At 44.8% G+C, this 15,934-nt stretch carries 14 protein-coding genes and 2 pseudogenes; 11 read left to right on the top strand and 5 right to left on the bottom strand.

The window, feature by feature from the left end; genetic code table 11:
- The first annotated feature begins 272 nt into the window (after positions 1 to 272).
- The 5 genes and pseudogenes from I8U27_RS21180 to I8U27_RS14570 all read left to right on the top strand — a co-directional run.
- Positions 273 to 1,877, top strand: a complete 1,605-nt coding sequence (locus I8U27_RS21180) for a restriction endonuclease subunit S (RefSeq protein ID WP_181753346.1) — start codon at positions 273 to 275, stop codon at positions 1,875 to 1,877.
- Positions 1,858 to 3,365: pseudogene (locus I8U27_RS14585) on the top strand (N-6 DNA methylase). Before I8U27_RS21180 ends, I8U27_RS14585 begins: the two are co-directional and overlap by 20 nt.
- Positions 3,362 to 3,592, top strand: coding sequence for a restriction endonuclease subunit S (locus I8U27_RS14580; RefSeq protein WP_181753344.1), 231 nt, complete (start codon positions 3,362 to 3,364; stop codon positions 3,590 to 3,592). Before I8U27_RS14585 ends, I8U27_RS14580 begins: the two are co-directional and overlap by 4 nt.
- 257 nt (positions 3,593 to 3,849) lie before the next feature.
- On the top strand, positions 3,850 to 5,943 hold the full coding sequence (locus tag I8U27_RS14575) for a 3'-5' exonuclease (RefSeq protein WP_181753342.1): 2,094 nt from the start codon (positions 3,850 to 3,852) through the stop codon (positions 5,941 to 5,943).
- A gap of 128 nt (positions 5,944 to 6,071) precedes the next feature.
- Positions 6,072 to 6,296: pseudogene (locus tag I8U27_RS14570) on the top strand (alpha/beta fold hydrolase); the annotation flags it as partial.
- Between the two features lie 271 nt (positions 6,297 to 6,567).
- Here the strand turns inward: I8U27_RS14570 and I8U27_RS14565 are convergent.
- Both I8U27_RS14565 and I8U27_RS21175 read right to left on the bottom strand, forming a co-directional pair.
- Positions 6,568 to 7,248 carry a hypothetical protein gene (locus tag I8U27_RS14565; protein WP_181753340.1) on the bottom strand — a complete coding sequence of 227 codons (681 nt, stop codon included), beginning with the start codon at positions 7,246 to 7,248 and terminating at the stop codon, positions 6,568 to 6,570.
- Between the two features lie 18 nt (positions 7,249 to 7,266).
- Positions 7,267 to 7,794, bottom strand: coding sequence for a matrixin family metalloprotease (locus I8U27_RS21175; RefSeq protein WP_181753338.1), 528 nt, complete (start codon positions 7,792 to 7,794; stop codon positions 7,267 to 7,269).
- A gap of 277 nt (positions 7,795 to 8,071) precedes the next feature.
- Here I8U27_RS21175 and I8U27_RS14555 point away from each other — a divergent pair, with 277 nt between their 5' ends.
- Both I8U27_RS14555 and I8U27_RS14550 read left to right on the top strand, forming a co-directional pair.
- Positions 8,072 to 9,145 carry a DUF6687 family protein gene (locus I8U27_RS14555; protein WP_181753336.1) on the top strand — a complete coding sequence of 358 codons (1,074 nt, stop codon included), beginning with the start codon at positions 8,072 to 8,074 and terminating at the stop codon, positions 9,143 to 9,145.
- Positions 9,146 to 9,164: 19 nt separating this feature from the next.
- Complete coding sequence (locus tag I8U27_RS14550; RefSeq protein ID WP_181753334.1) at positions 9,165 to 9,659, top strand: VOC family protein; 495 nt, start codon at positions 9,165 to 9,167, stop codon at positions 9,657 to 9,659.
- 97 nt (positions 9,660 to 9,756) lie between these two features.
- On the opposite strand, the gene I8U27_RS14545 is transcribed toward I8U27_RS14550, so the two are convergent.
- The 3 genes from I8U27_RS14545 to I8U27_RS14535 form a co-directional block, all read right to left on the bottom strand.
- Complete coding sequence (locus I8U27_RS14545; protein WP_181753332.1) at positions 9,757 to 10,395, bottom strand: SDR family oxidoreductase; 639 nt, start codon at positions 10,393 to 10,395, stop codon at positions 9,757 to 9,759.
- Between the two features lie 304 nt (positions 10,396 to 10,699).
- A complete protein-coding gene (gene cdaS / locus I8U27_RS14540; RefSeq protein ID WP_181753330.1) occupies positions 10,700 to 11,326 on the bottom strand; it encodes a sporulation-specific diadenylate cyclase CdaS in 627 nt (208 codons plus the stop codon).
- A gap of 152 nt (positions 11,327 to 11,478) precedes the next feature.
- Entirely contained in the window at positions 11,479 to 12,717 is a 1,239-nt protein-coding gene (locus tag I8U27_RS14535; protein WP_181753328.1) for an MFS transporter, read from the bottom strand.
- A 200-nt stretch (positions 12,718 to 12,917) separates the two neighbouring features.
- On the opposite strand from I8U27_RS14535, the gene I8U27_RS14530 reads away from it, so the two are divergent.
- The 4 genes from I8U27_RS14530 (at position 12,918) to I8U27_RS14515 (ending at position 15,931) form a co-directional block, all read left to right on the top strand.
- On the top strand, positions 12,918 to 13,580 hold the full coding sequence (locus tag I8U27_RS14530; RefSeq protein WP_181753326.1) for a DUF2953 domain-containing protein: 663 nt from the start codon (positions 12,918 to 12,920) through the stop codon (positions 13,578 to 13,580).
- Positions 13,553 to 14,035, top strand: a complete 483-nt coding sequence (gene ytfJ / locus I8U27_RS14525; protein WP_181753324.1) for a GerW family sporulation protein — start codon at positions 13,553 to 13,555, stop codon at positions 14,033 to 14,035. The genes I8U27_RS14530 and ytfJ overlap by 28 nt, the downstream gene beginning before the upstream one ends.
- 157 nt (positions 14,036 to 14,192) lie before the next feature.
- The gene (locus I8U27_RS14520; RefSeq protein WP_181753322.1) at positions 14,193 to 15,347 is read left to right on the top strand and encodes a D-alanyl-D-alanine carboxypeptidase family protein; all 1,155 of its coding nucleotides are present in this window, start codon (positions 14,193 to 14,195) and stop codon (positions 15,345 to 15,347) included.
- Positions 15,344 to 15,931 (top strand): nucleoside recognition domain-containing protein, encoded by a 588-nt coding sequence (locus tag I8U27_RS14515; RefSeq protein ID WP_181753320.1) that lies wholly within the window; start codon positions 15,344 to 15,346, stop codon positions 15,929 to 15,931. The genes I8U27_RS14520 and I8U27_RS14515 overlap by 4 nt, the downstream gene beginning before the upstream one ends.
- Positions 15,932 to 15,934 lie beyond the last annotated feature (3 nt).

Below are 15,934 nucleotides of genomic sequence, written 5' to 3'. Positions count from 1 at the left end.
CAATACGAAAAGAGAATTTAAGCGGTGGTGGAGAATACAGTAGAATTGGTTGGGGGTTTCATGATGATATAGCTATGATTTATGAATAACTTAGATGGATGTAAATATACATCTTTTACAATGATTAAAAAAATGGTGCGATCTAAAAAACGATGCACCATTTTCTTTTTGGCATTTTAGGTCGAATCAAAATTTAGTATTAAAATATCAAAATAATTGTTGTCAATACCACCTATCCAGGTATATACTATGTTCGAGAGGAGGGAAAGATGGTGGCGCAAAATATGGAAACGCTCTTTTACTTCAAAGACCTGCTCAAACAAAGAGACATCATCGAACGGGAGCAAATCGCCAGTGAATTATTGCGGATCCACATGACTCGAAAAGCGTACGAACAAAAATACCAGAGTGTGGAGAGCGTGGATGAAAAGGCTTTATATAAGTTAATGAAAGAAAATACCGAAGGGCCGCTCGGTTATTTCCCCGGAGACCAGACCTGGTTTTTTGAACTTTTTCAAGCGGGGAAAGAGATCAACTTTATTCAGGCTCTAACAGAAATTTACCAGAAAGACCGATCCGGAATCATCGTCAGCCCGGATTACCTGGTCGGGTATTTTGCCAAATCGGCCATGGCCGGACATATTGAGGCGGTTTTTATTCCGGAAGCTCATAAACATCTGCACGGTCTGACAGAGCTGATCGAAACAAATTTGGATAAAAACTTTGTTCTCTCTGCTGAGCAAAAATGGCTGGCCGAGGGGTTAAAGTTTATTTTTGAGCCTTACAACCATGTGGAGGTGCTTCATTTTTCCCTCTACACCCCTTTCCCTCTAAACCGGGAATTTGACCTTATTATTGCTTTGCCAGCATTTGGGTTAAAGCCGGATATAGACACAGACAGGTTTATTACGAGAGAATCGGAAGGGATTGCCGCCGAACATTTGCTTGAATGGCTGAATGAATACGGGGAGCTGCAAATTGTTGTCCCCGCGCGGTTTACCTTTTCCGGCGGCACTTTTGCAAAGTTAAGGGCCTGGATTGTACAGCATTTTTACATAAAGTCAATTTTTACCTTACCAGAAGGAACCCTTCGCCCATATACAGGGATGAAAACTTATCTGATCACCATCTCCTGCCACCCGGTCGATTCGGTTCGGCTGGGAGAATTTGAACTAAAAAAAGGGCAATTTCTCCCGCATGTACAAAAGGAGATCTTCCGGGAGGAGTTACAGGAACGGGAAGACTGGCGCATGGAACTGTTGCTGGCAGACGACCGGGACCATCTTCTTCACGGCCTGGCCCGACCCGGCCGCTCGATCGTCAAGTTAAAAGAGATTGCCGAACTTTTTCGCGGAAAGTCAATTATGAAAAGCCATATCCAGCCGGGAGAAATATCGGTTCTCAACATCTCCAACATCGAAGAGGGAGAGATTATCTGGGATGGGATGGACACAATCGATGAAGAGTACCGCAAAGTAAGGCGGTACGAACTGGAAAGGGGGGACCTGGTGATTACTTGCCGGGGCACGGTAAATAAAGCGGCGGTCGTTCGCGAGCTGCCCAAAAAAGTGATCGCTTCCGCGAATATTATAGTGGTTCGTTTTTCAAAAAAAGTGATGAGTGAATATGTAAAAATCTTTTTGGAAAGCCCGCTGGGCACCCAATTAATCAAAACCTTCCAGCGGGGGACAACCGTGATGAATATCAACCCTGCTGATCTGGGCGAGATGGAGATTCCTTTGCCCGATTTGGAAGAACAGCAAAAGCTGGTTGAGGAGTACCAGCAGGAACATCAACTCTACCTGGAAACTGTTCGTAAGGCACAAGAGCGCTGGCAGAAAAACCGCCGCCAGATTTATGATCAACTATTTGACTGAGGAGGCCGGAGTGAATGCAGTATCAAATAACAACAGTGCCGAATTAGGATTTGAACAGCGTCTCTGGAGCATGGCCGACAAACTGAGAAACAATATGGATGCCGCGGAATATAAACATGTGGTGTTGGGGCTGCTCTTTTTAAAATACATATCCGATGCGTTTGAAGAAGAGTATGAGCAGTTGTCCAAAGATGAATGGTCAGACCCCGAAGATCCCGATGAATACCTCGCCAATAATATCTTCTGGGTCCCCCGGGAAGCCCGCTGGTCCCATATCAAAGAGAATGCGAAAAAACCGGAGATCGGGCAAATCATCGACAGCGCCATGGTAGCCATCGAACGGGAAAATAAGTCCCTAAAAGGCGTTCTCCCCAAAGATTACGCCCGCCCCGAGTTAGACAAAACCAAACTGGGCGAAATTATCGACCTCTTCTCCTTTAAAGTGGGCGATAAAGACAGCCAGTCCCATGATGTTCTGGGACGTGTCTATGAATACTTTCTCAATAACTTTGCCAGTGCGGAAGGGAAAAACGGCGGACAATTCTACACCCCCGCACAGTTGTAAAACTTCTGGTTGAAATGATCCAGCCCTATAAAGGCCGCATCTATGACCCCTGCTGTGGCTCCGGCGGCATGTTCGTCCAGAGCCAGGAGTTTATCAAAGCCCACCAGGGCCGAATTGGTGACGTTGCCGTTTACGGACAGGAGTCCAACCCCACTACCTGGCGCCTCTGCAAAATGAACCTTGCCATTCGCGGGATTGACAACAATCTGGGAGAGCACCATGCAGATACCTTCCATAAGGACTTGCATAAAACCCTGAAAGCAGATTATATCCTCGCCAATCCCCCCTTTTATGGCGTTCCCCCGGCTGGAAATGCAAACTATGCCTGGATTCAGCACATGGTTTCCAAACTGGCTCCCAGCGGAACAGCCGCGTTTGTACTGGCAAATGGTTCGATGTCTACCAACTCCGGCAGTGAAGCGGCCATTCGTAAAAATTTAATTGAAAATGATTTGGTGGACGCCATTGTTACCCTTCCGGGGCAACTTTTCTACTCTACGCAGATTCCGGTGTGTGTCTGGGTGATGACCAAAAACGAAGCGGCCAGAAACCATCGCAACCGTAAAGGGGAAATTCTCTTTATTGATGGTCGTAAATTGGGGCATATGGCGGATCGTGTGCGAAGGGAGTTAAGGGATGAAGATATCCAAAAGATTGCCAGGGCCTATTACGCATGGCGCGTGCAAAAAGAGACAGGAGAATATGGGGATGTAAAAGGGTTCTGTAAATCTGCTACTTTAGCAGAGGTCAGGCAGCATGAGTATATTCTCACTCCGGGCCGGTATGTGGGAATTGAGGAAACAGAAGAGGACGGAGAACCATTTGCAGATAAGATGGTTCGCTAGACCAGTGAGTTGGCGGATCAGTTTGCCAAATCTCGGGAGTTGGAAGAGGAGATTAGAAAGAATCTGGATTGGGTATGAGTTTTGAGGATTGGAAGGAAGTTAGATTAGGTGATGTAGTTACTTTAAAAAGGGGTTACGATTTACCAAAAAAGAATAGAAAAAAAGGTAAATATCCAGTATTGGCTTCAAATGGTATTGCTGATTATCATAGCGAATTTAAAGCGGAATCAGCATCAGCCAAGCCTCAGGATAAGCCGGTAACCAAGGAGGAAATGCAAACGTTTTTTGTTAATCCGGATCAATAGCTTCGGTCAGACATTCTTCCCGGTTCGACAAGTGAAGGAGTTGTAGTTTTCCCGGCAATCAGGGCAGATAGCGGTTTTAAGATCTATCTGGAAGGAAACAGCGAAAACCAAATTTAAAACCATACGAATTTGAAGTTAAGAATTAAAATTTCGTACTGTTTGGTTTAAAGTAAAGAGCAGATGCAGGCAGAAGCGGAAATGCTTCTGCCTGCTACAGAAATATACAAAGAATGATCATTCTGAAAGGAGAGTTTTCTATGACCACCATTTCGATTCACAGAACCTTTACTGACTCTATCGCGCAAGTACCGGCCCAAGTTCAAAAATTGGCCTGGAACATGATTCACCAGCTTACTGAACACCCCGAAGCACACGGCCTGAATTTTGAACGGGTCAAAGGTGCGGTTGATTCCAAAGTTCATTCTGTCCGTGTGAACCAAAAATATCGGGCCATCCTTGTCAGGCCGGAAAAAGAAGATGTAAACCTGTTCGTCTGGATTGATAAACATGATAATGCATACGACTGGGCAGAAAGGAAACGTTTTGAAGTCAATCAGGTGACCGGCTTTTTGCAAATGTGGACAAGCAATAAGAAAACCAATGATTCTATCGATGTAAAAGGATTGTTTTCTGATTATACAGAAGATAAACTGATCGCCATTGGTGTTCCTGAAGACCTTATACCTGTCATATATGAAATAAAACATGAGGATGAGCTGTACAAGTATGTGGATGAAATTCCTGAAGACACATTTGCGCCCCTTCTTTGGATTGCTCAGGGGGAATCGTATCAGGATGTGCTGCAGATTGTCAATGAGCAGAAAGCAGAACGAAGCAGACAGCAACAAGCACCGGGTCAGCCATTTCTTCAAGCCATGTTGAATACATCCAGCCAGGTGGCAGTGATTTCATCGGATACTCAACTGCAAGAGATCTTACGGTACCCATTTGATCACTGGCGCTTATTTTTGCATTCCAGTCAAAAGGAACTGGCAGAAAAAGATTTTAGCGGCCCTGTCAAAGTGCTTGGGGGAGCCGGTACAGGGAAAACAGTAGTTGCCTTGCACCGGGCGAGAAAGTTAATCAGAGATTTTATGCGGCCGGATGAGAAGCTTCTTTTTACAACTTTTAATATCAATCTGGCAAACATTATTCAGGACCTTTTAGCTACGATGTGTACCCCGGAAGAGGTACAAAGGATCAAAGTTATTCATATCGACCGGTTAGCCAAAGAGATTGTTGAAACTTGTGCAGGAGTGAAAATAAACAAGCTGATGGAGAGTGACAGGGACCGGGAAACAATCTGGCGGCAGGCGGGAAGCAGGTTAGGCATCGATTCAAGTCGGATGGAATGGATCCGGAAAGAGTATGACCGGTTTATCCAGCCCAACAGGATTGAAGAGAAGGAGGAATATTTCCGTTTGCAACGCAAAGGCGGGAAAAAGAAGATAAGCAAAAAAGAACGCGCAGAGGTATGGAAAGTGGTCGAGGCGGTCCGCGGGGAGATGGTGCAAAGAGGTTGGTACGAATACCCTGACATGATCCGTATGGCCCGAAAGTGGTTGGAGAAGAATCCGGGACAATTAAACTATCGCGCCGCCATTGTCGACGAAGCCCAGGATTTTACTGAAGAGTCATTCAAATTGTTAAGGGCCCTGGTTCCAAAGAACAGAAATGATCTTTTTATTGTCGGAGACCCCCATCAGCGCATTTATCCCCGCTTTGCCGTTCTCTCCCGCTGTGGAATCGAGGTTCGGGGCCAAAGATCCAAACGGCTGCGCATTAATTACCGCACAACCGAACAAATCCGGAAACAGGCGATCCGTATGATAAAAGGAATCGAATTCGACGATTTAAACGGAGGGAAAAATTTTGTTGACGATATATCTCTCATATCAGGGACAGAACCGGTTTGCGTGAACTTTGAAAATGTAAACCTTGAAAGGCAGTTTATTCTCAAGCAGATAAAAAAACTGTTGGAAGAAGGAATCCTGCCCCGCGAGATAGCCCTTTTTGCCAGAACCAAAAGAATGGTTGAGAAATACCAAAAGTTTCTGGGGAACAACGGAATTACAGCCTCTCTCCTAACCACAGAATCTCACTTGAAAAACAGGGGAGTAAACTGCGGGACCATGCACAGGAGTAAGGGTCTTGAATTTCGGATTGTTTTTCTTGCAGGGGTCAATGAAAAAATTATCCCGATTGATATATTTACCAAAATAGAGGATCAGGAAGAAAGAGAAGAAAAAATCAGGCAGGAACGCTCTCTGCTCTATGTTGCCAGCACCAGGGCCAGGGATAAATTGTTTATCACTTCGTATGGAAGTCCCTCTCCTTTCGTGAAAGAGTAACTTTTGTGGTGGTGCCGGCCGAATGAAAAGCGGGTGCCACCAACATTGAAGATATTTTATTGAATCTTGCAGGAGTTAATATGATCTATTGCAAGGCACTGAGGAAATAATGGTCTGTGCTTTTGCATATTATGAGTTTGTTTCTTAGTTATTTCCTGCATTTTATATCATGCGCCAGTCCTGTAAAGTTAAGGGAGATGAAAGCAGAAAGGAAGGATTTACAAATGAATGTAGTAAAAAACGGAAGATTGCAAGTACCTGGAGCGAATCTCTACTATGAGGTACGTGGCTCGGGTCCAATCCTTCTTTTGATCCATGGTGGAGATGGTGATACCGACAAGTTCCATAATCTCAGGCTGGCAGGGCTTCGTTAATAAGCAATTTGAAAGGCATTTTATCAAGATTGTTTTCTTCAGGATTCTATAGAGAATGATGAAAGGAATATAAGCGATAAATTTGGAATTGTATAATTTACGCACTAAAAATAAAAAGCATGCTTCAGCAGAAGCATAAATTTTTAAACTTATAGGGTCAACCAGAAGTTTTCTGGTAGCCTTTTTTATTGTAGAGAAAAACGTTGGATGACGGGCAACATCTGTTGATTCTTAAACATTCCTGCCTGAATCAATTGCCGGTAGATCGAACGATATCCTTGACTTCCGCAACGCTCATCCCTGAGACGGTGTCTTGATAATCGTCCGGAAACCCTTCAACCCCTATACTGACTACTTCTCCGCTCATTGACATTTTTTGCAGCTTTAGCCCTTTATCCGGCAATTTGAGCTCCACCGTTTGATTGCCTTTGATTTCAATCAGGCTTGGTGTAAATGCGGAAGTGTAGAAATGGGTGTACAGGTCAGGTTCATTTAGGAACAAAATGTACTTACGGCCTATTGCAGGATGGACCTGCAACGGATGTTTAATGGTAATTTTGCCATTAGACTTTGGATGGTTTAGCTCCATCGTTTTTGCATATCCCACTCTGATTATTTTTGAAGGCACTTTTCCTTTGAGAACCTCGTCAACTTGAAAGGTGTAAACGTTCACTTCTTCATAATTGTCTGCAGCTGGTTTGGAGGGGTCCTTCGGATTTCTGGCTCCGTTGACTGTAGATTCATGTTTTTGAAATGAGCCGGCCACAATTGCAGGGGCGGCTTGTGACATATCCTCAAGCCCATTTGCAAGGACAGGGCTTCCTGCAAAATAAAGGTCAGCCTTTTTGGAACCAGTGACATAGGTATAAGTCATCGATCCGCCAATGACGGCAAAAGCAATCAGTAAAATTGGCCACCGCAAGGATTTCAAATGAAAAACCCCCCCTGCTTAATATAAATTATTGACACCTTTAATATCATCCGGCTGGGGAGTCCAAACGTCGTTATAGATCTCACGGCCGGGGTTCATGAGCACCCAATAATTGGTATGCCCTAATCCAAGTGCATGGCCCAGCTCGTGTCCGCCAACCCCCTGGCCGCTGAACGGGTCACTGGTGGCGTAATAATATTTGTTCATTTTGGACGCCCAGGCATCAATACAACCTGTCGCCGGTGTCCAGGTTGTCGTACCATAGTAGCCCTGGGTTGAAGAATAGTAGGAATCAAGAACACCGGAAGCATTGTTATCGCCAACAAAATGTCTTTTGTTTTGTGCATTATTCCAGTTCTTTAAAGCAGCGCTGAAATTAGTTTTGTGGTTGTTTGATATGTTGCCGCCCCAACGGAATTTTACGTAGTAGTAGTGGCATTGTTTGGCGCCGGTCCAGCCATATGCATATACCTCGGCAACTACTCCAAATACCATAACGAGGGCAAAAAGAAGTGTAAACATCATTTTGCTTGGTATGCCATTCACTAATAAATCCTCCCGTACAGGTAAATTTAAATCCACAGAAGCAGCTGCTAATAAATATTTATCTATATAAATAGCATACTATTATTTTTTTATTTATTCAATCTATTTTTAAATAAAATTATATTCTAACTAATTTTTATCAGGATTACTAAATATGAACTGGTTAGCCTGGCAAAAAGGCGTATTTCTTATTTTGAAATTTAGCAAATAAAAATGTTTAAAAATTGTTTTTCCGTGATATATATTAGTAAATCCAAAATGAAGGAGGAATTCAGACATGAAATTCAACTTTTACATTCTCGGCAGTGAGCAGGAAAGGCCTTCAAGCCGCAAAACCATTTTTGTTGACGGTTCCCCCGATTCCAGCTTTAGGGAAGGAATTGACATGGAACTGAGCCACTGGATTCCCAATCAGACGCCGGAGAGGTATAAAGCGGACACATCGACAGAAATTTGCATGAAATTTATTTCGGAGGAATCGTCGGAGGATTGGGATTTGGCAATCAATAACCATCTGGACGTGGATGGCGTGCTGTCAATCTTTACCCTGGTTTACCCTGATTTTGCTTTAGCGCATCGGCAAACGATTATTGAAGCAGCGGAGATGGGTGACTTTTGGGCATGGGGGAGCGAACCGGCCCAGCGTTTGTTTCAAGGGCTTACTTTATTGATGAATGATTTAAGAAGCCAGGATACGGATATTCAAACGATCTATGAAAAATGTTTCCAAAAAGCGATGGAATTGATTGAAGGCAACACTGAAGATGAGCGTATTTTAAAAGGAATCCGGGCGCTTCAAGACTCGCTGCATAAAGTGGAATCCGGGGAGATCGAAAGAAAGGTTTATCATAATAGGTTTGTTCACTATCATATCCCTGCAAAAACGATGAGTGGACAGATGGATCAGGCTCTGAAAGTTCCGGAGTTTAACGCTGCTTTAGCGGATGATTTACTACTCTATCCGCAGGTCCGTTCCTTGAAGGACCGGGAAAAAGTACATATGGTTTCAATCGAAGGAAAAGATGGAACCTATTATGACCTCTGGTATCCGGGGTATATGTGGGCCGATACGCCGGATTCATGGAGGGCTCCCGGCTTTATTTTCAAAGGAAGCACAAATGGTTACTTTTTTGGCTATCCGCCTCTGCAAGGAGCCATTGACAAAATGAAAGCAGCGGAAAGCGCAAAGGGAACATGGACTCTCGTACAAGAGTTGTCGCCGTTTTCCAGCATTAAAGGGAGAAATTATCCAGTCGTTTTGTCTTTTATCGGTGAGGGGCATGAACCGGCGGCAAGCCATCTGAAGCCGGATGAGGTTGCTCAAGTATTAGCGGAGGCTTTTAAGGGATAGAGCAATTGGGGTGATTTCCATGATTAAAGGATTGTATGAAGCACATTTACCTGTCCGTAACATGAAAAATTCAATACAATTTTACCGGAAACTTGGCTTAGAATTAGCTTATAAAAGTGAGAGAGTTACATTTTTTTGGATTGAGAAAGGGAAGAGTTGGCTTGGTTTATGGGAATCTGATCAAGCAAACCTTCCCTATCATCCTTCCATCAGACATATCGCTTTTCATGTAGACTTAGAAGATATCAAGAAGGCGAAAGAATGGTTAACAGCAAGGGGAATAGAAGTCAGAGAAGCGTTTGGCTTTTCTCCTGAACGTCAACCTCTTGTGCTCCCCAATAATCCACAGGCTCATGCTGCTATCTATTTTCAAGACCCTGACGGAAACTCGTTAGAATTCATTGCGCCTCTCAGAATTGACGTAGAAGAGGAATTTGAAATGATGGAATTGAAGGGCTGGTATAAGCAAAAAGACAAATCTGATCATCCCACAGGCGATGCGGCAACTGACTAACTTGCCGGCAGAGTTCAGCGGGGGAGGATTAGAAATAGATCCTTCCCCTGATACACTTTTTCACAGATTGCATTCTCTTCTTACGTGGCCTGCTGTCTCAGTAACTTTTCATCGCTTCCTCAATTTTTTCATCTCCGGACAAGATTTCAAATGTCTTATTTTTGACGTTATCGATATCTAATGATGCCACAAGCACATGAGCAACGTCAGCACGCGGAATGTCACGGCCTTGAGGTTTTTCGAAATGGTCAACCAATTCGATTCGCCCTTTGCCGGGTTCGTGAGTCAGTCTGCCGGGGCGTACAATCGTATATGTAAGTCCGCTTTTTTTCAGATGTTCATCGGCTATTCCTTTTGCTTCAAGATAATGCTTGATTTTCCCATGGGGACGGTCGGCTCCAATTGAACTGAGCATGACAAAATGTTTTATGCCGTTTTCCTTTGCTGCGTCAACTAATCTTTTTGCTCCTTCCTGGTCCACGGAAATCGTTTTCTCCGGGCCGGTTTTGGAACCGGATCCGGCAGCAAAGATGATGGCATCCATCCCCTGTACAGCTTCGGAGAGATCCTGTTCCAGATCGGCTACAATAATCCCTGCCGCACCAAGTTCCATCATCTTTTCAGCCTGATCTGAATGACGGATCATGGCATAGGCTTCATGGCCGGTTCTTTGGCTCATAAATTCCACTATATTCCTTCCGGTATACCCATTTGCTCCTGCAATCAGTACTTTCATATAAATACATCTCCTTAGATTTTAATTATTACTAGTTAAGAGAAGGCGGCAGGCTGGCCTCTATTGTCGGGGAACCAGACCCACAAAGCGTCACAAAAAAATATTAAATCAGGTTTAGTCTGGTTAATTCCGAACGGACAACAGCTAAGAGAGATGGCCCGTTTGCTGGAACAGAAAAGCTAAAGGCGATGATAGGACATACATTTCCCCTGACAGCAAAAGGGGTTCAGGATGCTCATGCCCTCAGTGAAACCCATACGCACGGGGGAAAATTGTGCTTGAAACAGGGTGAAACATGTACCACTCAGTAATACAACTCCCGGGCGTTAAGCGGATATAGTTTGCCATGAAGAGCGAAGGATGCCCTGCCTGTTTCTTCAGATACGACAATAACAAGGGCATCACTGCGCTCGGTCAATCCCAAAGCAGCTCGATGGCGGGTTCCCAGCTTATGTTCGCTTTCGATTTTCTTGATGGAGAGAGGGAGAATATGCGCCGCTGAAACGATCAGGTCCCCACGAAGCAATAGCGCCCCATCATGCAAAGGGCTTCCGGGATAAAAGATTGATTCCAACAGCGAGCTTGTAAAAGTTGCATTCAATGGGGTTCCTTGATTTAATAAGGGTCCCAGGGGATCTTGTCTCTCAATCACGATTAATGCACCATGTTTACGATCTGACAGATGTTGGACACTTTCCGATATCTCCACATATTTGTCTGTAAAAGGAGATAAATAGCAGTACAAATAAAATGAAGATGCGATGGACTCCATTTTTGCAAACTTACCTCTGATCGCGGCAAACTCACTGAGCAGGCAGTATCCTTCATTATCCAATGCCCCCAGAAATTTTGTGATCTCTCCGGAGATAGCGGTCAACTGTTCTTTTAGTTTTAATTTCAGCGGGGAAAAGTCACAGTCATGATGTTTCATAAACCACACCTCAAGTTTAGTATGCCCATTGTTGTGGAAACCGAAAATACAAAAAATGTCCTTGGCCTGGAATGATAGAGGTTTGTGCAAGATCAACCCCCAACCGCTTGCAGGTTTTCTCATCAGGATAGCAGGGAGTTGGGGTTACTCCATTAATCAACTTCTTTAAAGGTGGAAACGTTTTTTGCAGATGTGGAGAGGATCTGTCTGCTGAAAAAGATTCCGATCAATGCAAAGATTAATAAAACCCCGAAAATGGCGTAAGCGGTTGAGGGGCCTGCATATTTTCGCAATTGCGTAAAAAAGCTGATCAAAATGACCCGTTCGGCCATACCCAAACCATTAAAGAAGCTGTTTACCCTCCCGATCAGTGAATTGGGGATCAGTTCCATCATCAGGGTGTTGCGGGCTACTTTTGATCCCGCATTTCCCCAGCCGAGGGTGAATTTAAGCACAATGAATAAAGAAACGGCGGGTATCATGGCAATCATCAGGATGCCAATGGTGTATACGGCGGTGCAGATCCACACGACCTGATACGATCCCAGCTTTTTCATCATATAGATGATGGTGAATCCGGCGAAAGCAGCCCCTATGGCATACACGGCGCTGGAAATTCCCAGCACACTTGCGTCAGCATGAAGGGTTTTAATGATATAGATCGGATCTAAGTAATTGCCCACCATCACACAGATAAAAGGCATCAGTGAGGAGGCGAGGAAAACGATAAGCAGAGGAGTTTTTTTCAAATATGAAAATCCTTCTTTCATATTGGACCAGATGGATGCTTTTCTCACCTCGGTGCCGGTCTGTAAACGATGGTAGGGAATGCTTAAAAATAATATAAAACCGATGATATAGGTGATTGCATCGATCAGAAGAATCAATGAAAAATCGATCCGGCTTACGAGAATACTGGACAATCCGGCACTGAACATCGATGCGAACTGGCTTTGGATCTCCATAGTACTGTTCACTGTTTTGTATTGGGATGGATCAAAAATTTCCTGACTAAAGGCGAACAGGGTGGGCAGATGGGTCGCGTAGTAAAGATAAGCCCCGATTTCCATTACAATTAATTGCCAGGTCGAAAAGTTTCCGGATATGTAGCCCCATGCTGCAAACGGCAATACAAAGGTTAAACCGAGGACTTGGCAAAACAGCAGAAAAGATTTTCGCGGGTAGCGGTCTATGAGTATGCCGATATACGGAGACAGAAAAAATAAGGCAATCGTAATCGTTAATATGGTATATCCGTATATTTGCTCGCCCCCGGAACGATTGATGATCAGCCAGGGAATCGCAATTCCGGTGATTCCGGTACCGATGGCAGAAATGATGTTGGCAGTGAGGATGGTCAGTAAACGTTTATCTCTTATAAGATCTGGCATTTCTGCACCTCATAAAGTCATCTTTTAGATTTATTATATATTATAGTTTATAAAGTTTAAATAGTGGGAATCTGAATCTTTGAGTATTCGTTGCAAACTAAGCAAATTGGCTGTTGCACCTTTCGATAAAAGGGAATCTTTTTTCGTATACAATTGTTCTTACTTGCCTACACTACTGAATAATGGCAGGTGGTGTGGGCTTGAAAATATTTTTGATGGTCATGGGGATTTTGACCGGACTGTTTATGATCATCTGGATCACCTCGGTCCGGGTTGAGATGATTTTTAAACGTGAAAACGGGAATGATCGCGGTGAAGTGACGATTTCCGCATGGGGTGGGCTGATTCGCTTTCGCATGAAAATCCCCCGGTTGGGGTGGGGGGGGATAAATGAGGGAGTCAAATTGGAGGGCGAAGCGGAATCTGTCGGCGTTCACAGGGAAAAAGAGGCGGATATCACGAAGAAGACTGTTGACAGGTTCAGGAGCCAGTATCAACAAGTGTTGGATCATATTGAAGATTTTCAGCGCACGGTGCGTTGGTTTCTGAGTAAAGTAACCTGTGAAAAGCTGGTATGGGTAACCACGATTGGAACCGGAGATGCGGCAGAATCGGGGATCTTGACCGGAATCGTGTGGGGCATAAAAACTACCCTCGTGGGTATGTTGAGCGGTTATACCCGATGGGATCAATCCCCCCTGTTGTATGTGGAACCCCATTTTTCCCAACCTGTATTGGAAACACATCTACATAGCATAATTCGCTTCCGGGTCGGGCATGCTATCCTTGGCATCACCCGTTTACTACTTCATTTGCGCAAAGGGAGGGAACGGAAGTGGCAGAGCACCCCATTCAGGGCTTGATGAAAACAGCAATGGAAAATATCAAAGAGATGGTGGATGTTAACACCATTATCGGGGATCCTGTTGAAACACCTGATGGGCAAGTAATTATCCCTGTTTCTAAAGTTGGATTTGGTTTTGCTGCCGGTGGTAGTGAATTTAAAAACCAGAAACATGAAGAAAGAACAAGAGATTGTCCGGACCAGGATCGCAAACAAGAGAAGGATAAAAATGGAACTCAATTTCCGTTTGGCGGAGGAAGCGGAGGCGGTGTCTCCATTACGCCGGTAGGGTTTATCGTTGTGGGAGAAAAAGGAATTCGCCTGTTGAATCTGGAAGGCTCCACCCATCTCTACGACCGTTTGATCGATCTGGCTCCCGGCTTATTAGAGCGGTTACAGAATATGGGGCGCAAGAAAAAAGGAAATCAACAGCAAAACAATGACTGCCCGCCGCCACAATATCCGGGTTATTGACAAAGTGAAAAACGGCACCGCTCATAGAAAGCAGTGTCGTTTTTTCATGAACTGCATCGTCCTGAATGGGAGTGTCTTCCCGCTCGCAATTCATAAACTCGTCCTACTTGCATATATTGGGTACAAACCCTAGAAATGAACGGGTGGGGTGGAGGTTTTGAAGAGACTATTTCGAATCATCATTTTTTGTTTTATATTTGTGCTTCTTTTTCCCGCCGGGTTAAATGATGCCCGTGCCGAACCATTGCCCCCGGATCTGGCAGAAGGGGCACAATCCGCAATCTTAATGGATGCTGTTTCCGGCAGGGTATTGTATGAGAAAGAAGCAGACAAAGAAATGTTAATCGCCAGTTTGACAAAAATTATGACTGCCATCGTGGCGATCGAGAACGGAAAGATGGATGAACTGGTAACGGTAGGACCCAATGCCGTCGGGGTGGAAGGCTCGTCTATTTATTTAAAGTTAGGTGAGCGGGTTCCGCTCAGTACCCTTTTATATGGCCTGATGCTTCGTTCCGGGAATGACGCCGCGGTGGCGATTGCGGAATACATCGGTGGATCGGTAGAGGGCTTTGCTTATATGATGAATGAAAAAGCTGAATATCTCGGCTTGCAGCATACCCATTTTGTGAATCCGCATGGACTTGATGCGAAAAATCATTACTCTTCAGCAAGGGATCTGGCGATCCTGACCGCTTATGCCATGAAAAATCCGATATTCCGGGAAATTGTGAAAACGGAAGTAAAAGTGGTGTCCTGGCCGGGGGAAAAGTGGCATCGCAAGTTTTACAACAAAAATAAGATGCTGCGGTTTTACCAGTGGGCGGACGGCGTAAAAACAGGGTATACCAAAAAAGCGAAACGCACCCTGGTCTCTTCAGCGTCCAAAGAGGGAACACAGTTGATCACAGTTACCTTAAATGATGGAGATGACTGGAGAGATTCAATGATGATGTTGGAATATGGATTTCAACACTATGACCTGGTGCCGGTTCTAAAGAAGGGGCAGGTGATTTCCAGAACGGCATATGAAAATGAAGATCACAAGCGCCTTCAAGTTGTGACCGGGTCCTCTTTCCAGTATTCACTGACAGAAGAAGAAAAAAGGGAGATCACCGTGGAGCCGGTTATCAGTTACCCTCTGAAATTGGCACAGCGGGAGCGGATGCAGGTGGGCACTGCCCGGATCTTTCTCAATAAAGAATTGATTGGGTCGATTCCCCTGATTACCAGGTACGCGAATGAGCCTTCTGTTTTATCCAGTTGGAAGCAGGTGCTCACAGTTGTGATCGGACAGGAGGGGCCACATTGATTAACTATATCTGGTTGTTTATGATCATCAGCGGAGTAATCGCGGCCGTGGTTCAGGGAAGGCTGGATTTAGTGACCACAGCGGCGTTAAACGGGGCCAAAGACGCAGTGGCTGTTTGTATGGGACTGATCAGTATTCTTGTGTTTTGGCTTGGAATGATGCGGATTGCCCAGGATGCGGGTCTGCTGGAAAAGTTGGCGCGGTTGTTAAAACCGTTTGCCAGGTTCCTTTTTCCCAATGTTCCGTATGACCATCCGGCGATGGGCTATATCCTGTCCAATATGAGCGCCAATCTGTTCGGGCTGGGGAATGCAGCAACTCCGATGGGGTTAAAAGCGATGGAAGAACTGCAAAAATTAAACCCTGATCCCAAAACAGCCTCCCCGGCGATGTGCACCTTGCTTGCATTGAACACCTCCGGGCTGACTCTGATTCCAACCACGATTATCGGGATTCGCTTAAAACACAATTCGGCCGACCCGACAGAAATCATCGGACCCACGATCCTGGCTACACTGGTTGCTACGATTATTGCAGTGATGCTTGACAGATATTACCGTAAACGGCAATTTAAAAACAGTTGATGG

Source organism: Paenactinomyces guangxiensis (assembly GCF_016055185.1).
GTDB lineage: Bacteria > Bacillota > Bacilli > Thermoactinomycetales > Thermoactinomycetaceae > Paenactinomyces > Paenactinomyces guangxiensis.
The sequence above is the reverse complement of the archived record's forward strand: the minus strand, read 5'-3'. Positions and strand labels throughout refer to the sequence as shown.